Source organism: Corynebacterium sp. UD i78, from assembly GCF_056280545.1.
Map to the genome: position 1 here is coordinate 3,173,941 of NZ_JBWCED010000001.1, position 20,518 is coordinate 3,194,458.

Sequence of the window (20,518 nt, forward strand, 5' to 3'; positions counted from 1 at the left end):
CCGATGTCATCCTGAGTGGTATGGCACCATAGTTGCCATGATCGAAGTTCAGTCACTGACCAAGAGGTACGGTCCCGCGACGGCCGTGGAGGACCTGTCCTTCACGGTGGAGTCCGGGATCGTCACCGGATTCCTGGGCCCGAACGGCGCCGGTAAGTCCACCACCATGCGGATGATCACAGGTCTTGACGAACCGACCGCGGGCTCCGCGACCGTCGACGGCAAATTGTACCGCGACCTGGACCGCCCCCTGACCAGGGTCGGCACCCTGCTGGACGCCAAGTGGGTTCACCCCAACCGCAGCGCGGCGAACCACCTGAAGTGGATGGCCGCGGCCAACGGGATTCCCCGGAAGAGGGTTGACGAGGTCCTCGACCTTGTCGGGCTGTCCCATGTGGCAGGACGCAAGGCCGGCAAGTTCTCCCTCGGCATGGGGCAGCGTCTCGGCCTGGCGGCCGCGCTGCTCGGCGACCCGGACACGCTCATTCTCGATGAGCCGGTCAACGGTCTGGACCCGGAAGGTATCCGCTGGGTGCGCGACTTCGTCCGTTCCCTGGCGGCAGAGGGCCGGACCGTGCTCATCAGTTCCCACCTGCTGTCGGAGATGTCGCTCACCGCGGACCGGCTCGTGGTCATCGGCCGGGGTCGTCTCGTCGCGGACACCACCACGCACGACTTCATCAGGAACTCCTCGGAGTCCACCACCGTGGTGCGTTCGGAGCATCTCGACCAGCTGGAGAAGGCTCTCGGTGACGAAGGGATCGAGACTGAGCGGTCCACCGACGACGACGACCGGGCCATTCTCGTCGTCCGCGGCACCTCACCGGACGACATCGGCCGCATCGCCTTCTCCTACGGACTCATGCTGCTGGAACTCTCGGAGCGCCGGGCGTCCCTGGAGGACGCCTTCATGCAGATGACCGGCCACGCCGTGGACTACCAGACCGGGGGCGTCCCCGATCCCGGGCAGGACGCCGGAACGGTCGGGCAGCAGCTGCCCGGTATCACGGATCTTCCCGGCATCGTCCGGGACGTCAACCAGGGAAGGGCGAACTGATGCTGCTCGACACCATCAACGCCGAGTGGATCAAGCTGCGCTCGACGAAGAGTTTCTACTGGACCACTGCCCTGATCGTCCTTTTCGGGATCGGGTGGGCGATGCTCATGGGCTTCGCCAACGGGTACGCCTTCCAGCAGGCCCTGGACGACCAGGACGCCGAGACCATCGCCTCGCTCGGCGACCCGGCCGACCTCTTCGATGCCTCGAACGGTGTCTCAGGTCTGGGGCTGTTCGGCATCATGATCGTCATCATCCAGGCGGTCATCCTCGTCACCGGCGAGTACGGCAACGGTACCGCGAAGCTGGCGGCGCTGGCCGCACCGAAGCGCTGGCAGATGCCGGCCGCCAAGGTGATCGTCTACGGCGTCATCTCGGCCATCGTCTTCTTCGTGATGAGCATCGTCAGCATCGGGCTCACCAAGCTGATGGCGGATGCCCAGTTGGACGACACGTCACTGACCGAAGGACTCTCGATGTCCGCAGACGGTGCCTGGAGCGTCGTCCTGCTGATGACCCTGGCGGCTGTCCTCATCGTCATGATCTCGGTCGGCGTGGGGTACATGCTGCGCCGCACCGCCGGGGCGGTGGCCCTGCTGCTGCTGTGGGCGCTGCTGCTCGAGGACCTGGTCGGCATGATCCCGAAGGTCGGTGACTGGGTCACCCCCTACCTGCCGTTCAAGAACCTCAACGCAGGTATCTACCAGAGCGCCCTCGATGACGCCCCGTGGGGCATCGGTGGTTCGGTGATCTACTTCGTGGTCTGGGCGGTGGCCATCTACGTCGCCGGAGTGGTCGTCCTGCGTCGCCGCGACGTCTGAGTACCGTGACCGGCCGGTAGTCTGAACTGCTGTGACATCTCATCCCACACCCGATACCCCGGCCGCCCGTCCGACCCGCCCGGCACTGCCGTTGGGGATGCTCCTCGGCATCGCTCTGCTGTCCACGGCGGGGCCGTTCGGCACGGACATGTACCTGCCGAGCCTCCCGGAGATCTCCGACGAGTTCGGGGTCACTGATTCCGTCACCCAGCTGACGATCACCGGATTCATGGTCGGTATGGCCCTCGGGCAGCTCGTCATGGGGCCGCTGTCCGACCGGGTGGGACGCCACCGCATGCTGATCACCGCATCGGTCGTGTGGTTGGTGGCCTCTGTCGCCTGTGCTCTCGCCCCCGGCATCGGACTGTTCACCGTCGCCCGGTTCTTCCAGGGCGCCGCCGGCGGTACCTGCGTCATGCTCGGGCGGTCGATGATCGCCGACCGGGCCTCCGGCGCGGCGGCGGCCAAGGCACTGTCCACGATGATGGTCTTCACCGCGGTCGCGCCGATCCTTGCACCGGTCGTCGGCGGTGCCGTCGCGGGCGTCGCCGGCTGGCACAGTGTCTTCTGGGTGCTGGCCGCGGTGGGCGTCCTCGAGTTGTTCGTCGCGGTGTCCCTGCCGGAGACCCTCCGCACCGAGAACCGGGCCACCGGCTCCCTGGGTGATGTCTACCGGCGGATGGGCGGGTTGTTCCGGATCCGCCCCTTCGTCGGCCACCTCACGGCCTTCGCCGTGGGCTTCGGTGTCTTCTTCAGCTTCGTGTCCGGCTCGTCCTTTGTCATGCAGGACCAGCTGGGGCTGTCTGCCGGGGCCTTCAGTCTCGTCTTCGCCGGCAATGCGGTGGCGATGGTGGTGACCAACCTGGTGAACGCCCGGATCGTCGGTCACTTCGGACCGGCGACACTGCAGCGGACGGGGCACATCCTGCTCGTCGTCGGCGCGGTGTCCCTGCTCACCGTTGCTCTGGTCGCACCGTCACTGCCCGCGGTGATCGTGTGCACCGCGCTGCTGACAGTCGGCACGGCCCTGAACATGGGCAATACGACGGCGCTGGCGATGGATCTGTCGCGGGGACGCGCCGGGGCCGGGTCCGCCCTGCTGGGTGCGGGTCAGTTCATCACGGCGGGAATCGTCTCGCCGCTGGTGGGACTGGGGGAGGACGGCCTGCTGACCATGGCGGTGGTCATGGTCGTCTGTGCGCTCGTCGCAGCCGCCTCCGGGGTTGTGGGGCGGCGCGGCTGACGAGGGGCTGCGTCCTACCGGTCCTACCTCTGCCGCTGGATGTCCTCGATGAGGCTCTCCGCGGCGATGGACAGGTTGCGCAGGGCGGGAACACCGCGGCGCAGCTTGGCCAGGTCCCGGCCGTCCATGCGGGTGGCGGCGCGGGAGATGAGCAGTGCCCACTCGTCGGTGACGGAGTTCAGCATCTCGATGCCCTCCTCCGAGAGGAAGAGGTCCTGCGCGCGGCGGTCCTGGTCGTTGGCACGACGCAGGACCAGGCCCGAGTTGATGAGCCGACGGACCGTCGCCGAGACGTTCGATGCCCGGAGGAAGCGGAGGCGGGCGATGTCGGAGACGCCGCAGCCTGGGTGCTGGGAGACGAACTGCAGCACCTCGATCTCGGACTGGGAGATGGCCAGCTTCTGGTTGGGGCGGTCCATCAGCCGTCGCAGGGCCGAGAGGAAGTCGTAGACGGCGGAGGCGATCTCGGTGACGTCGACATCGGGCAGGATCTCTGCTGCACGATGGCCGCGGATCTGTTCCCGGGACGCTTCGTAGATGTCGTCGACAGTCTCGTTGGTCATGGTGGGACTCCTTGTCAGGTGCTCTTTCCGGGTTGCAGGTCATTGCACAGCCAAAAGCGGATGACCCCATTGTAAAGCACTTACTGGAGCGCAGAGGTCAGACGGGCCACGTTATCGATGTAGCGGCGGCTCCTCGCCCGCGTGTCCCACTCCTCTGAGGTGAGTTCTGTGCAGGCCTCGCGGTATTCGCCGGCCAGAGCGGTCATCTTCTCCAGCAGGGACCCCTCCGCCGACATCAGGGTGATTTCGTAGTTCAGTCCGAAGGACCTCATGTCCATGTTCGAGGAGCCGGTGCACACGACCTCGTGGTCGGCGATCATGAACTTCGAGTGGAGGACCGCCGGGTACGGGAACCGGCGGATACGGACCCCGGCCCGGAGCAGTTCCGCGTAATAGGAGGACTGGGCGTGCTCGATGAGAGGCTGGTCGGCCTTCTCCGAGACGAACAGTTCGACCTTCACACCCCGGTAGGCGGCGGTGGTGATCGCCTCGAGCAGTGACTCGTCCGGGATGAAGTAGGGGCTCACCAGGACCAGCGACTTTTTCGCGTGGTGGACGATCGAGGTGAACAGGCGCAGGTTCGGTTCGGTGGTGAATCCGGGACCGGAGGGGATGATCTGCAGCATGTCGGGCCGGCTGGACAGCCACTCGGTGGACTCCGAGGGGGTGAGCAGCGGCAGTTCCTCACCACATTCGGTGAACCAGTCCACGGCGAAGACCGAGTTCAGCAGGGCGACCACCGGGCCGGTCATCTCCGCCATATTGTCGATCCAGTGGCGCCCTTCCCTGATATTCCCCTTCATGAGGTAGGAGGAGTCGATCATGTTCTGGCTGCCCATGAATCCGGTGTGGCCGTCGATGACCAGGAGCTTCCGGTGGTTGCGCAGGTCAGGCCGGCGGAATCTCCAGCGCCAGGGCTGCAGGGGAAGCATGACCAGCCACTTCACCCCGATCTCGTCGAGCCGCTTGCCGAGTGTCCGGTAGCCGGGGTACTTCCAGCTGCCGACATGGTCGAACATGTACCGCACGGTGACCCCCCGCTTCACCGCCCGTTCCAGGGAGCGGAAGAAGACGTCTGTCGTGTCGTCCCAGGCGGTGATATAGATCTGGACGTTGACGTAGTCCTGTGCGGTGTCCACCGCCTCCGCCATCCGGGTGATCGATCCTTCGTAGTCGGAGTGGACCGCAACCACCGTGCCCGTCGTCGCGGGCATGGCGGTGAGCTGTCGGTTCAGGGACACCAGGCTGCGCAGTTCCGGTGTGAGGGTGTAACCCTCCGGGACGTCCGGCTCATCGCGGCTGATGGTCCGCAGCATCTCATTGGCGGAGTTCTGGATCTTGTGCCGTCGACGGTTGATGTACGGTGACCCGATGAGCATGAACAGGGCGATACCGATGAACGGCAGCAGGAAGATCGCCAGCAGCCAGGCCATCGCGCTCGACGGCTTGCGCTGCGACGGCACATAGCCGACGGCGATGATCTTCACGACGAGGTCCAGCCCGAGGAGTATCCACGCCCACCAGACCAGACCGCCGCTCACGGTGTGGAGGAGCGACATTCCGAACCAGTCCGGGGTCATGAAGTTCCAGGCGGACCGGAAGGCGTCCCAGACCCCCATGTCAGCCCTCGACCGGTGCGTAGGCCACGATGACGGGAGCGTGGTCGGAGGCACCCTTACCGCGGCGCTCATCGACGTCGACCCAGGGCTCCGGGTCGTCAGCCGGTGTGATTCCACGGCAGTACTGCAGGTCGATGCGGATCCCCTGGCCGCGCTGGAAGCGCATCGCCTGGTAGTCCCAGTAGGAGTACCGGCCGCGCAACGGGGCGGTCGCCTCGGTCAGGCCGGCGTCCTCCAGGTGCCGCAGGGCGGCACGCTCCCGCGGGGTGACATGGGTCTTGCCGACGAAGAACGAGGGGTCCCAGACATCGTCGTCGGTGGGGGTGATGTTGAAGTCACCGGTGACCACCGTCGGCCGGTGCTCCTGCTCCGCATAGGACGCCAGGGCATCGAGGAAGTCGAGCTTGTAGGTGTAGTGCCGGTCGGAGATCTCCCGGCCGTTGGGCACGTACAGGCTCCACACCCGCACCCCGCCACAGGTCACGCCGAGGGCCCGGGCCTCCTGCTCCTGTGGGGCGGCCGGATCCTTGTCGAAACCGGGCTGACCGAAGTCCGTGGTCACCTCGTCGATGCCGGTGCGGGAGAGTACGGCGACTCCGTTGAAGGAGCCGAGTCCGTGGTGGGCCTGCTCGTAGCCGGTGTCGGAGAAATCAGGGAACTGTGCGTCGGTGCACTTCGTCTCCTGGAGGCACAGGACGTCAACGTCGGAGCGGGAGAGGAAGTCACGTACCCGGGCTTCCCGGGTGCGCACGGAGTTGATGTTCCAGGTGGCGACACGCATGCCCTACACAGTATCGGGAATGAGGACGCAACGGTGCCGGTGGTGCTCGGAAAACCCCAGGCCGTGGTAGAGGCCACGTCCGGCGAGGTTCGTCGCGATGACCTGGAGGTAGCTTTCCGTCGCGCCCTGTGCCGCTCCCCAGTGCAGCATCGCGGTGCCGAGCAGGGTACCGAGACCACGTCGGCGCCATGCGGGTGAGACCTCGACCGCGGAGTAGCCCAGGAACTGGCGTCCGCCACCCTCGGTGACGGTGCCCCGGGTGACGGCGACGGTCTCTCCGTCGACGGTGAGCCGGGCGAAGCCCAGGGCACCGTCGAGCCGGGCGGCGAGCAGCCGCAGGGCGTGCTCCGGCAGTGGCTCACCACGGAAGTGGTAGAGCTGCAGCCAGGCCTCGTCGGGCTGGTCGTCGACGCGCAGGTCCAGGCGTCCGGCGAGTTCGACGGGCGGCTCCGGGACAGCCGGGAGGGTAGTGGAGCCGGTGGCGCCGGTACCCAACCTGCGGGTCATCACGCTGATCTCCGGACCGCGCTGTGCCCCGGGGACGGTGAGCAGCGGCTCCGCGGGTCGGCTGATCCGGTCGGGCAGCAGCAGGCGGGTCGGGAGGTTGTGGGAGCGGTAGAACGCGTGGATCTCCTCCAGCGGGACCGGAGTGGTTCCGGCCCCGGGGCCGAGCGGGACCGCGGAATTGGACCGTTCGGTGATCCCGTCGCCGGCGCGGGCCAGCCAGCCACCGAAGTCGCGGTGCTCCAGACCCGGGAAGGCCCGTGCGGTGGCGGTCTCGACAGCCCGGATGTCACTGGTGCGCACCGGCCTCGCGTGCAGGGTCTTGAGCACCACCACGGCACGCATCGGGATACGGTGCAGCTCGCCCGCGGCGTCCTCCACGGTCAACGGGTCGAGCGACCGCAGGACGCCGATGACGTCACTGACCAGGGGACGACCGGTGTCCGGGTTGAGGGCGGGACGTCCGTCGTCCCCGGGCACCAGGTGACGCACTGTGGCGCGGGCGCCGGTGTGCACGCTGACCGGGTCGGTGTGCCGTGAGACGGGGAAGGGCAGACCTGTCTCCTGCGGTGGGCGTGCGCCGGCCCGGGCGCCGGAGAAGGAGGTGTCGTTCATCGCGGGTCAGTCGTCGTGACCGAAGGGGTCGGCGTCCACCCCCGGGAGCCAGGAGTTGCCGGGGACGGTCCATCCCTCACGCTTCACCATCTTCTTCGCCGCGCGGGCATTGCGGCCGATCAGCGTGTCGATGTAGAGGTGGCCGTCGAGGTGACCGGTCTCGTGCTGCAGGCAGCGGGCGAAGAATCCGTAGCCCTCCACGCTCGTCGGCTCGCCGTGCTCGTCGGTGCCGGTGACGCGGGCCCAGTCGGCGCGGCCGGTGGGGTAGTCGTAGCCGGGGACCGAGAGGCACCCCTCGACATCGTCCTCGGGATCCGGCATGGTCTCCGGGATCTCGCTGGTCTCCAGGACCGGGTTGATGACGCAGCCGCGGCGCATCGGCCCACCCTGTGCCTCGATCTCCTCCTCGGACTTCCGGGTGCCGTCAGGACCGTCGATGTCGGGGCAGTCGTAGACGAATACCCGCAGGCCGACGCCGACCTGGTTCGCGGCCAGGCCCACACCGTGGGCCAGCTCCAGGGTCTCGTACATGTCGGCGATGAGGGTGGACAGTTCGGTCCCCTCGCCGAGCTGGTCGGCGGCCGGCTCGGTGACCGGGGTGGTGGGGGTGTGCAGGACGGGATCGCCGCAGATGACGACAGGAAGAACGGACATGCCGTCCAGAATAACCCGCTAGACGTGCAGGTCGGACTTCTCCACCGACTTCGGCACCGCGAGTACCGCGATCAGGGAGATCAGGCACATCGCGCCGAGGTAGATACCGATCCACCAGGAGTCGCCGGTGTTGTCGAGGATCATCTGCGCGAAGGTGGACGCGAAGGCGCCACCGAGGATCGAACCGATGGCGTAACCGATCGAGGTGCCGGAGTACCGCACGTCCGCCGGGAACATCTCGGCGTACAGGGCACACTGCGGGGCGTAGGACGCCGCCAGGCCGAAGGTGAGGACGACGATCGCGAAGGTCATCGAGCCGGTGGTGCCCTTGTCGATGAACCACCACATCGGCACGACCCAGGCGATGAGCAGCACATAGCCGATGGCGAAGGTGACGCGGCGTCCGATACGGTCACTGATCCAGCCGCTGTAGATGGTGAGGAGCAGCCAGGCCACACCACCGGCGATGGCGGCGACGAGGGTCTGCGACTTCTCCATGCCCAGGGTCTTGGTGCCGTAGGAGGAGAAGAAGGCGATGATCATGTAGCCGGTGGCGTTGTTGCCGGCGAAGATCAGGGCGGCGAGCAGGACGTTCTTCCAGTGGTCACGGAAGAGGCGGCCGAGCGGTGCGGACGCGGCCTGCTGACGCTCCTGCATGTCCAGGTAGACCGGGGACTCCTCGACGGAGCGACGGATCAGGTAGCCGACGACGATGAGCACCAGGGAGGACAGGAAAGGCAGACGCCAGCCCCAGGACTCGAAGGTGTCGTCGGACATGGAGGTGTTCAGCAGGAACATGAACGAGGTCGCCAGGATCAGGCCCAGCGGGACACCGATCTGCGGGTAGGCGCCGAACAGTCCGCGCTTCTCGCGCGGGGCGTGCTCGACGGACATGAGGGCGGCGCCGCCCCACTCACCGCCGGCGGAGAAGCCCTGCAGGATGCGCAGCAGGATCAGCAGGACCGGTGCGGCCACGCCGATGGTCTCGTAGGTCGGCAGGACGCCGATGAGGGCGGTCGCGAGGCCCATTCCGACCAGGGTGACCACGAGGACGGTCTTGCGTCCGTAGCGGTCACCGAGGTGGCCGGCGATGATCGCACCCAGGGGGCGGAACAGGAAGCTGATGCCGATCGAGGCCCAGGAGAAGATCTGGGCGAGGTTGTCGCTGCCGACGGGGTCGAAGAACAGTGGCGCGAAGATGAAGGCCGCGGCCTGGGCGTAGATGAAGAAGTCGTACCACTCGATGGTGGTGCCGACGAGGGTTCCGGCAAGGACCCGCTTCTCTTCGCGGGTACGTCTACCGGGCGCCTGGGCGGCCGAATCGTTGATGGCTGTAGTCACAGGGGCTCCCTGGGGCTGGTCATGAATGAACGTCAGTAGGACCGTTACACTCTACGGTCATGGCGGCGCTGAGTGAACAGGAACGGGAGATTCTCGCGTTCGAGCATCTGCGGTGGTCGGCGTCAGGGGCGAAGGAAGAGGAGATCCGACGCCGGTTCGGGGTGGAACCGTGGCGGTACTTTCAGCAGCTCAACGCACTTATCGAGCGTCCTGAGGCGCAGGAGGCCGACCCGGCCATGGTGAGGATACTGCGTGAACGGCGTGACTGAAGTTACTATTGGGGCGTGACTGAGCAGAACCGACCGCGGCATTCCCGGGAGCCTGAGCAGGGCCCGTACGACAATTCCGGCTACGACGACTCCTACGACGACTCCTACGACGACTCCTACGACGAGGCCTACGACGAGGCCTACGCCTACCCGGCGGCGGCTACCGGCGCAGGTGCTGCCGGCGCTGCCGGAGTGGCCGGCACATCAGGTGAACCGCCGGAGAAATCCGGCCCGCCGCTGCGTGGCCTGGCCATGATCCTCACCGCCGTCGCCGTGGTCCTCATCATCTGGGGTGCCTTCTCCCTGTTCGGTGGCGACGATGACTCCGACGACACAGCATCCGGCCCGGACACCTCCGCCACGGCCGCCGCACCTGCCCCCGGTGAGGCTGACCAGGGTGCTTCCGAGGCTGCAGGCGCCGACGACGCCGACGGTGCCGACGGTGCGTCGAACGACTCCTCCTCGTCCGCGCAGGCTCCCGTTCCCGGCGACGAAGCCGGCACCGGGGATTCCGCTGCCGAGGTCGACCGGGGCATCGGGGTCACGGTGCTGAACAACAGCACCGAGTCCGGTCTCTCCCAGTCGGGTGCGGACCGGGTCCGTGACAGTGACTGGACCAATGTCGGCTACGGCAACCTCCAGGGTCGTATCGAAGGCATCAGCGAGGAGTCCCGCGTCTACTACCCGGAGGGCAACGCCGCAGCTCAGGCCGCTGCCGAGCAGGTCGCTTCCGACCTCGGGCTGACCGCCGCGCCGGGCAACTCCGACTACTACGACCGCTTCGGTGAGGCCGCCATTCGTGAGGGCGGTACGGCGGACGCCGTCGTCGTCGTCCTGACTGGTCCGCTGGGGTGACCGGCCTGCTGATGCAGTAACATCGGCGCCATGGAATTCCCCGGTTCAGCACCGACGGTCGGTATCGAGTGGGAGGTCGCCCTCGTCGACCCGGTGACCCGCGACCTCGTCGCGAAGGCCCCGGAGATCATGGCGGAGCTCGACCGTCGGTACCCCGGGCACACCATCACCCGCGAGTTCCTCGCGAACACCCTGGAGATGGTGACCGGCGTCCACGAGACGATCCCGGACGCCGTCGAGGACCTCCGTGGTCAGCTGGCGAAGATCATGACCGTGGCGGGGGAGATGGGGGTCAACGTCTTCTCCGCGGGGACGCACCCCTTCGCCCACTGGGGTGACCAGGTGCTCAGTGAGAAGCAGAGCTACAACGAGATCATCGAACGGACCCAGTACTGGGGACGCCAGATGCTCATCTGGGGGATCCATGTCCACGTCGGTGTAGGAGGCAGAGACCGGGTCTGGCCCATCATCAACGCGGTGATGACGCAGTACCCGCACGTGCTCGCGCTGTCGGCGTCCTCCCCGGCCTGGGAGGGCCTGGACACCGGCTACGCCTCGAACCGCACCCTGCTGTACCAGCAGCTGCCGACGGCGGGCATGCCCTACCAGTTCTCCGACTGGGACGAGTGGGAGGCGTTCAACGTCGACCAGGACCGGTCCGGGGTGATCAACCACACCGGGTCGATGCACTTCGACGTTCGCCCTTCGAAGTACGGCACGGTCGAGGTCCGGTTCGCGGACTCCACCATGGAGGTCCGTGAGGTCGGCGCCATCGCCGCATTCATCCACTGCCTCGTGGCGTACTACGAGCGCGAGTGGGAGGCAGGCCGTGACCTGCCGACGCTCCAGTACTGGCATGTCGCGGAGAACAAGTGGCGTGCCGCCCGTTACGGGCTGGACGCGTTGATCATCACCGACCGGGAGACCACCGAGCGGCTGGTCACCGACGACCTCGCCGACTGGGTGGAGCGTCTGACCCCGTTGTCGGAGGATCTGGGGTGTGCTGCGGAGCTCGCGGAGGTCTCCCGGATTGTCGAGCGCGGCGGTGACTACGCCCTGCAGCGGGCGGCTGCCCGTGAGGCCGGCGCAGCGCTCGAGCCTGGTGTGCGCACCCGAGGTGACGCCGGTGCAGAGCAGGGCTTCACCCAGCCGGAGGCGTGGATCGCCGCAGTCGACCTCACGGTGGAGACGCTGAAGAAGTCGCTGTAGAGACCGGGTGCGACTCGACCGGTTGGTCTGAGGCCGGGGAGCCACCCTGCCGGGTCGTACCTGTGCCGGGGTAGGCGCCGGGTCGGGTGCCTCAGGGTGGTCCGGGCATGAAAAACCACCCCTGAACTCCCGATCCGGGCGCATACAGGGGTGGTGGGCAAGAAACCCTCAGCCGTGCAGGCGGGTGGCGGCGGAACCCAGCGCGGCGGCGATGGAGGTGTCCCGGTCGGCACCGAAGCCCACCGCCCAGCACTTCGCGGTCTTGTGCTGTGCGTAGATGAAGGTGACCGTGGCCTCGAAGATGTCGTACTGGTGAAACTCGAGGATCTCCACGCGGCGACCGTGGTCGGCGAGGATCTGGGTCATGGCGGAGGCGGAGCCCATCGAAGTGATGGAGACGCGGGTCGACATACCGTCACGCAGCCCGGTGATCGCGAGCTCGTAGCTCTTCCGGCCGGCGGTGAGCTTCGTGGTACGCAGTGACTCGACCCGGATCGCATCCGGAGCGTAGGTCTCGATGAAGGTGCGCCACTCCATGCCACGGGCCTCCTGGCGCATGCCGGCGGGCAGGCGGCGTCCGAAACGGGCGCGGAAGGGATCCTCGGCGAAAGTGCGGGTGCGACGCTTCTCGATGCGGGGGAGGGGCTGCGCCGTCCGGTAGGTCACCGAGCTGGATCGGCGGGCGGAGGGGCGCAGAGCGTAGCTCGCCTGCTCATCCCTGGAGGATTCAGCGTTGGCGAAGCGGATCAGGGTAGTGGAAGACATCCGGTAATCCTGTGGCTCGAACATGAATATGCAGTTCCCTTGAACGGTGGTGAAAGTGTCGGCTGGATGTGGACCGACGCACCGTGCGAGTATCGCACCGACCCCGAGGTGGAGGGGTCAGTCCATTCCTCCACCCGGGTGGGTTACTCGCTGAAGGGAGATGTTCATGGTCGGTGATGATACTTACATCATCGATGTGGGGCAAATCACTCTGCGTTACTCCGCGGAGCGGGCGAGGAAAAGCAGCTCAGCGGTGCCGATAGCATGAATCTCATCCGGCGAGACGGACTCATCCGCAGAGTGGATACGGCAGGCGGGTTCCTCGATACCGAAGAGTCCGAGTTCGGCGTCCGGGAACTGGGCGAGTAACGCATTGCACAGCGGGATCGAGCCGCCTGACCCGATCTCGGCGGTCGTCTCGGCGCCGTAGGCGTCCGCCAGGGACGCGGTCAGCCGGGCCAGCGCCGGGCCGGTGATGTCGGCGAGGAAGGGGGACGCCAGCGTGTCACGTTCGATGGTGAGCTTCGCATGCTGCGGCACATGCGCCTCGAGGTGGGCGATGAGGGCGTCCTGCGCGACCTTGGGGTCCATTCCCGGCGGGACGCGGAGGCTGACGTGGGCGGCGGCCCGGGCCACGACGGCGTTGACGGCGTCCGCCACCGACAGGGAGTCGAGGCCGGTGACGGTGATGGACGGACGGGCGACCGTGAGGTCGTTGGGGTTCAGGCCCTGTGCCTCGCCGAGGAGGTCGACGCCGTCGAGGATGCCGGCGTCGCGGCGGAAGGTCGCGGCATCGGGGCCGCGTCCCTCCCATCGGGCGTCGGAGTCGAGTCCGTCGACGGCGACGAGTCCGTTCTCGTCGTGGAGGGTGGCGAGCAGGTGGATCAGCGATAGCAGGGCGTCCGGGGCTGCGCCACCGTACTGGCCGGAGTGCATCGGCTGGTCGAGGGTTTCCACGGTGACGGTCACCGGTGCGGTGCCACGCAGGGCGGTGCCGACCGCGGGGACGCCGAGGGTGTCGTTGCCGGAGTCGGCGATGAGGAAGACGTCGGCGGCGAACAGGTCCGGCTTCTCCGCCAGCAGGTCCTCAAGGCCGTAGCCGCCGCGCTCCTCGGAGCCTTCGACGAGGACGCGGACGCCCACCTTCGCGACATCCGGGAACTCGGCGGCAAGCTCGTTGAGAGCACGCAGCACGGCCAGGTGCATGACCACGTGGCCCTTGCAGTCGGCGGCGCCGCGGCCGTACCAGCGGCCGTCCCGTTCGGTGAGCTCCCAGGGCGACGAGGTCCAGTTCTCCACGTCGGACGCGGGCTGCACGTCGAAGTGGGAGTAGAGGAGGATCGTCGGGAATCCCTCTGCAGGCTCACGCAGGCCGATGACGGAGGTCGAACCGTCACTGGTCACGTGGGGTCCGACGGGGATGCCGACCTTGCGGAAGGAGTTGACGACCCAGGCGGCGGCGTCCGCGTTGTCCTTCTCCAGCCCGGGGGTGGAGTGGACGGAGCGGAAGGCGACGAGTTCGGTGAGTGCCTCACGGACGAAAGGCATCTGTGCGGCCATCGCCGCGCGGGCGGCCTCCGGAGTGGGGGAGGTCTGTTCAGTCGGGGAGTCAGTCATGGATATGAGGATAGCGCGTCGCCCCGGCACCCCTCCTTGCACTCGAGGGGTGAGACTGCTAAAAACGGGGTTAGCACTTACCCGTATTGAGTGCCAGACAATCTGGTTCGGGCTCGGTCTACGAGTCGCTTCACGAGCCACTTCAGGTGCAGTGAGGGTGGATGACGCGACATGCGTCCACCCGTGCCGTCGCGGGCGCTGCCTCTGAACCGTACGTGTCGCTCCTACTCTCACACGGAGGAAAACGAGCCACATGGCTAAAATGATTGCTTTTGACGAGGAGGCCCGTCGCGGCCTGGAGAAGGGTCTCAACACCCTCGCGGACGCCGTGAAGGTCACCCTCGGCCCGAAGGGACGCAACGTCGTCCTGGAGCGCAAGTGGGGCGCCCCCATGATCACCAACGACGGCGTCACCATCGCCCGGGAGATCGACCTCGAGGACCCCTACGAGAAGATCGGTGCCGAGCTGGTCAAGGAGGTCGCCAAGAAGACCGACGACGTCGCCGGCGACGGCACCACCACCGCCACCGTTCTGGCCCAGGCCCTGGTCAAGGAGGGTCTGCGCAACGTCGCGGCCGGCTCCAACCCCATGGGCATCAAGCGCGGTATCCAGGCCGGTGTCGAGAAGGTCGCCACCGAGCTGCTCAGCACCGCCAAGGAGATCGAGACCCGGGAGCAGATCGCCGCCACCGCCGGCATCTCCGCCGCGGACGAGAAGATCGGTGAGCTCATCGCCGAGGCCATGTACGCCGTGGGCGACGGTGAGCTCAACAAGGAGGGCGTCATCACCGTCGAGGAGTCCAACGCCTTCGGCGTGACCCTCGAGACCACGGAGGGTATGCGCTTCGACAAGGGCTACATCTCCGCGTACTTCGCCACCGATATCGAGCGCGGCGAGGCTGTCCTGGAGGACCCCTACATCCTCCTGGTCTCCTCCAAGATCTCCAACGTCAAGGACCTGCTGCCGCTGCTCGAGAAGATCATGCAGTCCGGCAAGCCGCTGCTGATCATCGCCGAGGACATCGAGGGTGAGGCCCTGTCCACCCTCGTCGTCAACAAGATCCGCGGCACCTTCAAGTCCGTCGCCGTCAAGGCCCCGGGTTTCGGTGACCGCCGCAAGGCCCAGCTGCAGGACATCGCCATCCTCACCGGTGGCCAGGTCATCGCCGAAGAGGTCGGCCTCTCTCTCGAGACCGCCGACCTGCCGCTGCTGGGTACCGCCCGCAAGGTCGTCGTCACCAAGGACGAGACCACCATCGTCGACGGCGCCGGCTCCTCCGAGCAGCTCGCCGGTCGCGTCCGCCAGATCCGTCAGGAGATCGAGAACGCGGACTCCGACTACGACAAGGAGAAGCTCCAGGAGCGTCTCGCCAAGCTGGCCGGTGGCGTCGCCGTCCTGCAGGTCGGTGCCGCCACCGAGGTGGAGCTCAAGGAGCGCAAGCACCGCATCGAGGACGCCGTCCGTAACGCCAAGGCTGCCGCCGAGGAGGGCATCGTCGCCGGTGGTGGCGCTGCACTGCTGCAGGCCGCCCACGTCCTCGCCGACAACCTCGGCCTGGAGGGTGACGAGGCCACCGGTGTGCAGATCGTGCGCGCCGCCCTCTCCTCCCCGCTGAAGCAGATCGCCTTCAACGCCGGCCTGGAGCCGGGCGTCGTCGTCGACAAGGTCGCCAACCTGGAGAGCGGCCACGGTCTCAACGCCGCGACCGGTGAGTACGTCGACCTGCTGGCCGGCGGCATCGCCGACCCGGTGAAGGTCACCCGTTCCGCACTGCAGAACGCGGCCTCCATCGCCAGCCTCTTCCTCACCACCGAGGCTGTCGTCGCCGACAAGCCCGAGCCCGAGGCTGCTGCAGCCCCGGACATGGGTGACATGGGCGGCATGGGCGGCTTCTGATCCCCCGTAGGTGGGCAGACGGGTTGCATTTGTCGGGGACAGCATTAGTATTGTCCCCCGACGGCCCGCCCGGGTCGACTGCATACGATTCCTCTCAGGGAGAACACCATGACCGACCTTCTCGGCCTCTTCGAGAACCTGTCCACCTTCTTCGGCGGTTTCGCTGACGTCTTCTCCGGCCTGTTCGACATCTTCGACGCCGGTTCCGCGCTGTCCTCCTAGGACCTCGCCGCTTCAGTGGCCCGGTCCCCGCTACGGCGGGGCCGGGCCACTGTCGTGCCTGCCGCCGTGTGCACGTCCGTTGCCGGACACCGGGAGTTTCCGTTTCGGGGGTACACGAGGGGGAACGGGGTGTGCGGCCTGCGGGTGACGGCGGGCTGTTCGCTCTAGGATGGGGGTATGGCAGACAGCATGGGTACGGGTACAGGTGACAACCAGGAGTTCCACATCGTCGATCTGGCGGCCACCGAGGGTTACCTGGTGGACGACTCGGACGAGGACGATCCGGTACTCATCACCCCCGACGGGCACCGGGTGGACACCTGGCGGGAGAACTACCCCTACGAGGAGCGGCTCGACCGCGACGAGTACGAGTCCACCAAGCGGGCTCTGCAGATCGAACTGCTGAAGTGGCAGAACTGGACCAAGGACACGGGCCAGAAGCACGTCATCCTCTTCGAGGGGCGCGACGCCGCCGGCAAGGGCGGCACCATCAAGCGCTTCAACGAGCACCTCAACCCCCGTGGTGCCCGGACCGTCGCCCTGGAGAAACCCAGCCCGAGGGAGTCGACGTCCTGGTACTTCCAGCGCTACATCCAGCACCTGCCCTGTGCCGGGGAGATCGTCTTCTTCGACCGCTCCTGGTACAACCGCTCCGGTGTCGAGCGTGTCATGGGCTTCTGTACCAATGACCAGCACGCCGAGTTCCTCCGTGAGGTGCCCATGCTGGAGAACATGCTCATGGGCTCCGGGATCAGCCTGACGAAGTTCTGGTTCTCGGTGACGCAGAAGGAGCAGCGGACCCGCTTCGCCATCCGACAGGTCGATCCGGTGCGGCAGTGGAAGCTGTCTCCGATGGACCTGGCGTCCCTTGACCGGTGGGACGACTACACCCGGGCGAAGGAGGAACAGTTCCGCTACACGGACACGAATGAATCCCCCTGGATCACCATCAAGTCCAACGATAAGAAGCGGGCCCGGCTCAATGCCATGCGTTACGTGCTCAGCAAGTTCGACTACACCGGCAAGGACTACGACCTGGTGGGTCAGCCGGACCCGAAGATCGTGAAGCGGGGACGCGACCAGATCGGCGACTAGGCCGGCTGATCGGTCTCCTCCTCGGAGGCGATGATCGACTTCGCCAGTTTCTTCAGGTGCTTGAGCTGCTTGGAGGTGGATTCGTCGAGGGCCTTGTCCTCGGCGTCCTGCACCACGGGGGTCAGTTTCTCCTGCGCCTTACGCCCCTTCTTCGTCGCCGAGATGATCTGCCGGCGGCGGTCCTTGGGGTCCTTCACCCGCTGCGCCAGTGACCGCTGCTCCAGTGAGTCCACGAGGCGGACCATGTCAGAGCGGTCCACACCGATGACCTCACCGAGCGTGGTCTGGCTGGTGGCGTCCCCGTCGACGAGGTAGGTCAGCACCCAGTACTCGCGGAGGTTGAACCCCTCCCGGGCCAGGTCGGCCTCGACGAATTCCCGGGTGCGTCGGCGCAGTCGCTCCAGCTGGAACGAGGGGGACGCGAGGAGGTTGTGCGGCAGGTGGGGGGAATCGGCCATGCGCTCCAGAATACCGGTTCCGGGATTGGGTCGCCCAATTGTGGGGATTCCCCCGTACCTATCCCGGGTCTGACCCTGCGGCGCCCCCGGTCGCAGCAGGGGTAGAGCCCCGGGGCCGGTCAGTTCCGGGGTGCGGTCTGATCGCCGATGATCGGAAGGCCGGCATCGCGCCATCCGGAAGTTCCGTTGGCGACGTTGATCGCGTCGATGCCGTTCATCTCCAGCCACTGGCAGGCGCGGGCGGAGCGGCCGCCGGACAGGCAGATGAGGTAGATGTCCCGGTCGAAGTCGAACTCGCCGTAGCGCTCCTGAAGCTGGGAAAGCGGCAGATTCTCGGAGCCTTCGGCGTGCCACTGCGCGTACTCGTCGGGTTCGCGGATATCGATGAGCTGGGCTCCGTCGGGGACCTCGGTGGGCTGGACAGTCTCGAAATCACTCATGGTCGACCACTCTACGCCCGCGGTCGGCGGTCGTCCGAGCCTGCCCGAGACTGAACATTATATTTGTGTTTCTATTCCTGACGCTGAGGATGAGCGGTGGGGTTCGCGTCAATCTTCCGACAACGGTAGCGGAACGTTCTGGAATGAGACATTGTCGTGACAACTCCTGACCACCCCCAAACTTTTACCCCCTGCCGAATTCTCCCCCTACCTCCGGCACTGTCCTACGGTGCTCCGAAAGGCCCTCACGTGTCACTCACGCTGTCTCCCACACGCTCTGCCGCGGCTTTCGCCCTGGCCGCCGTCTCCGCTGTCACCGTCGGGCTCGCCGGCGCGCCGACCGCCGGCGCCACGGCACAGGACAAGACCCTCGTCTCCGACAACCGGACCATTGCCGACATTCCCGTGGTGAGTCCGGTCGCTGCGCAGGCGATCCTGCTGCGGGGCGCCCAGGTGCCGATCGTGGTGCTCGGCGCCCGCCTCGACGAAGACTGCTCCCGCCCGCAGGTGCTCGACGACCGGTTGGAGGCCGCCACCGAGCTGGCCCGTACCCACCTGCTCAATCCGGTGATCGTCAGTGGTGGCGCTACCCAGGCGGACTGCCCCAGTGAAGCTGCGGCGATGGAGAGCGGACTCCGCGAACGGGGTGTGACCAACCAGATCCTCATCGAGGAAGAGTCGGACAGCACCGTCGCCAATGTGCAGAACACCAAGTCGATGATCTCCGACCGTGGCGGACTGGCCGTGGTCGTCACCTCCAGCCCGCACAATGTCCGTGCCCTGCAGAACTTCCGGGACGCCGGGATCGAGGCTGTCGCCTACGTCGGCGGCGAAGGCTGATTCCCGGGGCCGGCCCGCTACGGCAGCAGACCTGCCACTGCCGCAGCGACGATGACGGCGGAGACCTGCTGGGCGAGGAACCTGCTGCCGGCCAGGGAGGGATGGGCCGGCATGTTGTAGTCCGGGGTTGTGGTGTCCGTCATGCCGGAGATGAAGCGGTCGGCGTCCAGCCCGCAGCTGGAGTTCGCCTCGATGGTCATCGACCGGATGTCGATGAACTGCACGTCGGCCTGTGCGGCGGCGGCCCGCTGGTTGGCCTGGGTCGCGGCCTCATAGGAGGCGGTGGTCCGGTCGATCGCCCCGGTCGGCTGGTCGGGTACGGTGTTGCGGTCGCAGAACCGTCCCTCGGTGTTCGTGGTCGCCAACCGGCCCAGGACGGCGATCTGCGCTCCGGGGGCGACGGCCCGCACCTTCTGTACCGCGGAGACCAGGTTGGCGACGACGGTGGCATCCGACACTCCCTGCCGCTTGTCGTTCATGCCCGCGGCGAAGATCACCAGAGAGGTGTCGTTGATGTGGCCGGAGGCGATGGCGCGGTCGATCCGGCCCAGCATCTGGCCGGTCGTGTGTGCGTTGCATGCCCAGTTCTGGACCGGTCGCCCGGTGATGGCGCCGAGTTGGGCGGGCCAGGCGTCCGGCGCGGTCAGGCACCCTTCGGTGCGTGGGTAGGCGGGATAGGCCCAGGGTGCGTCGTTGACGTAACTCGCGGAATTCGAGGTGAAGGAGTCACCGAAAGCGACGATGTTGTTCCGGGTGTCTGTCGAGTAGGGGTTCTCGACGGTGGTCCCGAAGTCCAGGGATCCCAGGGATCCCAGGGATCCCAGGGATCCCAGGGATCCCAGGGATCCCAGGGAACCGGAGACCGCTCCGGCCGGAGCGGTCACCGCGGTGGAGGCCAGGAAAGCCAGGGCAAGAGGCAGCAGGATTCGGCGATGGTGCATGCGCAGGTCTCCTTCAGTGGATGATCAGTGGGGAAGGAGAGAAGGCACAACCGGCACAGCGGGCACAGCGTCTGAGGTGAGACATACTGTAGACGACCGTCGTGACGCATGGGGCGCAAGTTGCCTGAGAGAATGCCGAGAAGACCGCCGCACACACAGAAAACCCTCCCCGGATGCCACCGCCCGTGAGGGGGGCGTCCGGGGAGGGTGTCTGGACGTGAAAGGAGGGGGAGCGGTCCTACTTGTTGCGCTCGATGGCCTCGGCGAGGATCTTCTCGGCCTCGGCCTTGTCGCCCCAGCCGGAACCGTGGACTTCCTTGCCCGGCTCCAGGTCCTTGTAGTGGACGAAGAAATGCTCGATCTCGTCCTTGACGTCATGGGCGATGTCGTCGATGTCCTGGAACCTGTCGTAGCGGACGTCGTCGATGACGCACAACAGCTTGTCGTCGCCGCCGGCCTCGTCGGTCATCTTGAAGACGCCGACCGGGCGGGCCTTGACGATGACGCCCGGGAAGAGGGGCTCGGGGAGGATCACGAGGGCGTCCAGCGGGTCGCCGTCCTCACCCAGGGTGTGGTCGATGAAGCCGTAGTCGGCCGGGTACGCCATGGGGGTGAAGAGGTAACGGTCCAGGTAGACCTTGCCGGTCTCGTGGTCGACCTCGTACTTGTTGCGGGAACCCTTGGGGATCTCGATGGTGACTTCGATGCTCAT

Annotated in this window: 22 protein-coding genes; 10 read left to right on the plus strand and 12 right to left on the minus strand. The window is 66.8% G+C overall.

Annotated elements, in window-relative coordinates:
* Nucleotides 1-37 precede the first annotated feature (37 nt).
* The 3 genes from ACZ9GM_RS14840 to ACZ9GM_RS14850 are packed head-to-tail and all read left to right on the plus strand — an operon-like array spanning nucleotide 38 to nucleotide 3,121.
* Entirely contained in the window at nucleotides 38-1,057 is a 1,020-nt protein-coding gene (locus ACZ9GM_RS14840) for an ABC transporter ATP-binding protein (protein WP_291476287.1), read from the plus strand.
* Complete coding sequence (locus tag ACZ9GM_RS14845; protein ID WP_291476286.1) at nucleotides 1,057-1,878, plus strand: ABC transporter permease; 822 nt, start codon at nucleotides 1,057-1,059, stop codon at nucleotides 1,876-1,878. The genes ACZ9GM_RS14840 and ACZ9GM_RS14845 overlap by 1 nt, the downstream gene beginning before the upstream one ends.
* Nucleotides 1,879-1,909: 31 nt before the next feature.
* A complete protein-coding gene (locus ACZ9GM_RS14850; RefSeq protein ID WP_291476284.1) occupies nucleotides 1,910-3,121 on the plus strand; it encodes a Bcr/CflA family efflux MFS transporter in 1,212 nt (403 codons plus the stop codon).
* A gap of 23 nt (nucleotides 3,122-3,144) precedes the next feature.
* Here the strand turns inward: ACZ9GM_RS14850 and ACZ9GM_RS14855 are convergent, their stop codons facing one another.
* The 6 genes from ACZ9GM_RS14855 to ACZ9GM_RS14880 form a co-directional block, all read right to left on the minus strand.
* On the minus strand, nucleotides 3,145-3,684 hold the full coding sequence (locus ACZ9GM_RS14855; protein ID WP_291476283.1) for a MarR family winged helix-turn-helix transcriptional regulator: 540 nt from the start codon (nucleotides 3,682-3,684) through the stop codon (nucleotides 3,145-3,147).
* Nucleotides 3,685-3,764: 80 nt separating this feature from the next.
* Nucleotides 3,765-5,264, minus strand: a complete 1,500-nt coding sequence (cls, locus tag ACZ9GM_RS14860; RefSeq protein WP_301530727.1) for a cardiolipin synthase — start codon at nucleotides 5,262-5,264, stop codon at nucleotides 3,765-3,767.
* A 40-nt stretch (nucleotides 5,265-5,304) separates the two neighbouring features.
* Complete coding sequence (locus tag ACZ9GM_RS14865) at nucleotides 5,305-6,084, minus strand: exodeoxyribonuclease III (RefSeq protein ID WP_291476282.1); 780 nt, start codon at nucleotides 6,082-6,084, stop codon at nucleotides 5,305-5,307.
* A gap of 3 nt (nucleotides 6,085-6,087) precedes the next feature.
* A complete protein-coding gene (locus ACZ9GM_RS14870) occupies nucleotides 6,088-7,203 on the minus strand; it encodes an N-acetylglutamate synthase, CG3035 family (protein WP_476038275.1) in 1,116 nt (371 codons plus the stop codon).
* A 6-nt stretch (nucleotides 7,204-7,209) separates the two neighbouring features.
* Nucleotides 7,210-7,857: a peptide deformylase gene (locus ACZ9GM_RS14875; RefSeq protein ID WP_291476279.1), complete on the minus strand. Its 648-nt coding sequence runs from the start codon at nucleotides 7,855-7,857 to the stop codon at nucleotides 7,210-7,212.
* A gap of 18 nt (nucleotides 7,858-7,875) precedes the next feature.
* On the minus strand, nucleotides 7,876-9,198 hold the full coding sequence (locus tag ACZ9GM_RS14880) for an MFS transporter (RefSeq protein ID WP_291476278.1): 1,323 nt from the start codon (nucleotides 9,196-9,198) through the stop codon (nucleotides 7,876-7,878).
* Nucleotides 9,199-9,257: 59 nt separating this feature from the next.
* On the opposite strand from ACZ9GM_RS14880, the gene ACZ9GM_RS14885 reads away from it, so the two are divergent.
* From ACZ9GM_RS14885 to ACZ9GM_RS14895, 3 genes are read left to right on the plus strand one after another with little or no spacing between them, the layout of a single operon-like run.
* On the plus strand, nucleotides 9,258-9,467 hold the full coding sequence (locus ACZ9GM_RS14885; protein ID WP_291476277.1) for a DUF3263 domain-containing protein: 210 nt from the start codon (nucleotides 9,258-9,260) through the stop codon (nucleotides 9,465-9,467).
* A gap of 15 nt (nucleotides 9,468-9,482) precedes the next feature.
* A complete protein-coding gene (locus tag ACZ9GM_RS14890; protein WP_291476276.1) occupies nucleotides 9,483-10,322 on the plus strand; it encodes a LytR C-terminal domain-containing protein in 840 nt (279 codons plus the stop codon).
* Nucleotides 10,323-10,352: 30 nt separating this feature from the next.
* A complete protein-coding gene (locus tag ACZ9GM_RS14895; protein ID WP_291476275.1) occupies nucleotides 10,353-11,531 on the plus strand; it encodes a glutamate--cysteine ligase in 1,179 nt (392 codons plus the stop codon).
* A gap of 168 nt (nucleotides 11,532-11,699) precedes the next feature.
* Here ACZ9GM_RS14895 and ACZ9GM_RS14900 read toward each other — a convergent pair whose 3' ends face one another.
* Both ACZ9GM_RS14900 and ACZ9GM_RS14905 read right to left on the minus strand, forming a co-directional pair.
* The gene (locus tag ACZ9GM_RS14900; RefSeq protein WP_476038276.1) at nucleotides 11,700-12,320 is read right to left on the minus strand and encodes a hypothetical protein; all 621 of its coding nucleotides are present in this window, start codon (nucleotides 12,318-12,320) and stop codon (nucleotides 11,700-11,702) included.
* Nucleotides 12,321-12,512: 192 nt separating this feature from the next.
* Nucleotides 12,513-13,913: a dipeptidase gene (locus ACZ9GM_RS14905; RefSeq protein WP_291476271.1), complete on the minus strand. Its 1,401-nt coding sequence runs from the start codon at nucleotides 13,911-13,913 to the stop codon at nucleotides 12,513-12,515.
* A 253-nt stretch (nucleotides 13,914-14,166) separates the two neighbouring features.
* On the opposite strand from ACZ9GM_RS14905, the gene groL reads away from it, so the two are divergent.
* From groL to ppk2, 3 genes are all read left to right on the plus strand, one after another.
* On the plus strand, nucleotides 14,167-15,810 hold the full coding sequence (groL, locus tag ACZ9GM_RS14910; RefSeq protein WP_476038278.1) for a chaperonin GroEL: 1,644 nt from the start codon (nucleotides 14,167-14,169) through the stop codon (nucleotides 15,808-15,810).
* Nucleotides 15,811-15,918: 108 nt separating this feature from the next.
* On the plus strand, nucleotides 15,919-16,032 hold the full coding sequence (locus tag ACZ9GM_RS14915; protein ID WP_291476268.1) for a PorACj family cell wall channel-forming small protein: 114 nt from the start codon (nucleotides 15,919-15,921) through the stop codon (nucleotides 16,030-16,032).
* Nucleotides 16,033-16,221: 189 nt separating this feature from the next.
* The gene (gene ppk2, locus ACZ9GM_RS14920; RefSeq protein WP_476038373.1) at nucleotides 16,222-17,127 is read left to right on the plus strand and encodes a polyphosphate kinase 2; all 906 of its coding nucleotides are present in this window, start codon (nucleotides 16,222-16,224) and stop codon (nucleotides 17,125-17,127) included.
* Here the strand turns inward: ppk2 and ACZ9GM_RS14925 are convergent.
* Together ACZ9GM_RS14925 and ACZ9GM_RS14930 are read right to left on the minus strand one after the other, a co-directional pair.
* Nucleotides 17,124-17,585 carry a MarR family winged helix-turn-helix transcriptional regulator gene (locus tag ACZ9GM_RS14925; RefSeq protein ID WP_291476265.1) on the minus strand — a complete coding sequence of 154 codons (462 nt, stop codon included), beginning with the start codon at nucleotides 17,583-17,585 and terminating at the stop codon, nucleotides 17,124-17,126. The genes ppk2 and ACZ9GM_RS14925 overlap by 4 nt on opposite strands.
* 119 nt (nucleotides 17,586-17,704) lie before the next feature.
* Complete coding sequence (locus ACZ9GM_RS14930; protein ID WP_291476263.1) at nucleotides 17,705-18,025, minus strand: rhodanese-like domain-containing protein; 321 nt, start codon at nucleotides 18,023-18,025, stop codon at nucleotides 17,705-17,707.
* A gap of 249 nt (nucleotides 18,026-18,274) precedes the next feature.
* Here ACZ9GM_RS14930 and ACZ9GM_RS14935 point away from each other — a divergent pair, with 249 nt between their 5' ends.
* Nucleotides 18,275-18,865: a YdcF family protein gene (locus tag ACZ9GM_RS14935; protein WP_476038279.1), complete on the plus strand. Its 591-nt coding sequence runs from the start codon at nucleotides 18,275-18,277 to the stop codon at nucleotides 18,863-18,865.
* A 17-nt stretch (nucleotides 18,866-18,882) separates the two neighbouring features.
* Here the strand turns inward: ACZ9GM_RS14935 and ACZ9GM_RS14940 are convergent, their stop codons facing one another.
* Nucleotides 18,883-19,806 (minus strand): SGNH/GDSL hydrolase family protein, encoded by a 924-nt coding sequence (locus ACZ9GM_RS14940; RefSeq protein ID WP_476038280.1) that lies wholly within the window; start codon nucleotides 19,804-19,806, stop codon nucleotides 18,883-18,885.
* A gap of 238 nt (nucleotides 19,807-20,044) precedes the next feature.
* A complete protein-coding gene (locus ACZ9GM_RS14945; RefSeq protein ID WP_291476258.1) occupies nucleotides 20,045-20,518 on the minus strand; it encodes an inorganic diphosphatase in 474 nt (157 codons plus the stop codon).

Excerpts from the sequence above, each read along its gene's own strand:
- ACZ9GM_RS14845 (WP_291476286.1), top strand. The coding sequence starts at position 1,057 with ATGCTGCTCGACACCATCAACGCCGAGTGGATCAAGCTGCGCTCGACG.
- ACZ9GM_RS14940 (WP_476038280.1), bottom strand. The coding sequence starts at position 19,806 with ATGCACCATCGCCGAATCCTGCTGCCTCTTGCCCTGGCTTTCCTGGCC.
- ACZ9GM_RS14865 (WP_291476282.1), bottom strand. The coding sequence starts at position 6,084 with ATGCGTGTCGCCACCTGGAACATCAACTCCGTGCGCACCCGGGAAGCC.
- groL (WP_476038278.1), top strand. The coding sequence starts at position 14,167 with ATGGCTAAAATGATTGCTTTTGACGAGGAGGCCCGTCGCGGCCTGGAG.
- ACZ9GM_RS14875 (WP_291476279.1), bottom strand. The coding sequence starts at position 7,857 with ATGTCCGTTCTTCCTGTCGTCATCTGCGGCGATCCCGTCCTGCACACC.
- ACZ9GM_RS14900 (WP_476038276.1), bottom strand. The coding sequence starts at position 12,320 with ATGTTCGAGCCACAGGATTACCGGATGTCTTCCACTACCCTGATCCGC.
- ACZ9GM_RS14930 (WP_291476263.1), bottom strand. The coding sequence starts at position 18,025 with ATGAGTGATTTCGAGACTGTCCAGCCCACCGAGGTCCCCGACGGAGCC.
- ACZ9GM_RS14925 (WP_291476265.1), bottom strand. The coding sequence starts at position 17,585 with ATGGCCGATTCCCCCCACCTGCCGCACAACCTCCTCGCGTCCCCCTCG.
- ACZ9GM_RS14870 (WP_476038275.1), bottom strand. The coding sequence starts at position 7,203 with ATGAACGACACCTCCTTCTCCGGCGCCCGGGCCGGCGCACGCCCACCG.
- ACZ9GM_RS14840 (WP_291476287.1), top strand. The coding sequence starts at position 38 with ATGATCGAAGTTCAGTCACTGACCAAGAGGTACGGTCCCGCGACGGCC.
- ACZ9GM_RS14855 (WP_291476283.1), bottom strand. The coding sequence starts at position 3,684 with ATGACCAACGAGACTGTCGACGACATCTACGAAGCGTCCCGGGAACAG.
- ACZ9GM_RS14945 (WP_291476258.1), bottom strand. The coding sequence starts at position 20,518 with ATGAGCATCGAAGTCACCATCGAGATCCCCAAGGGTTCCCGCAACAAG.
- ppk2 (WP_476038373.1), top strand. The coding sequence starts at position 16,222 with ATGGGTACGGGTACAGGTGACAACCAGGAGTTCCACATCGTCGATCTG.
- ACZ9GM_RS14905 (WP_291476271.1), bottom strand. The coding sequence starts at position 13,913 with ATGACTGACTCCCCGACTGAACAGACCTCCCCCACTCCGGAGGCCGCC.
- ACZ9GM_RS14895 (WP_291476275.1), top strand. The coding sequence starts at position 10,353 with ATGGAATTCCCCGGTTCAGCACCGACGGTCGGTATCGAGTGGGAGGTC.
- ACZ9GM_RS14915 (WP_291476268.1), top strand. The coding sequence starts at position 15,919 with ATGACCGACCTTCTCGGCCTCTTCGAGAACCTGTCCACCTTCTTCGGC.
- ACZ9GM_RS14885 (WP_291476277.1), top strand. The coding sequence starts at position 9,258 with ATGGCGGCGCTGAGTGAACAGGAACGGGAGATTCTCGCGTTCGAGCAT.
- cls (WP_301530727.1), bottom strand. The coding sequence starts at position 5,264 with ATGACCCCGGACTGGTTCGGAATGTCGCTCCTCCACACCGTGAGCGGC.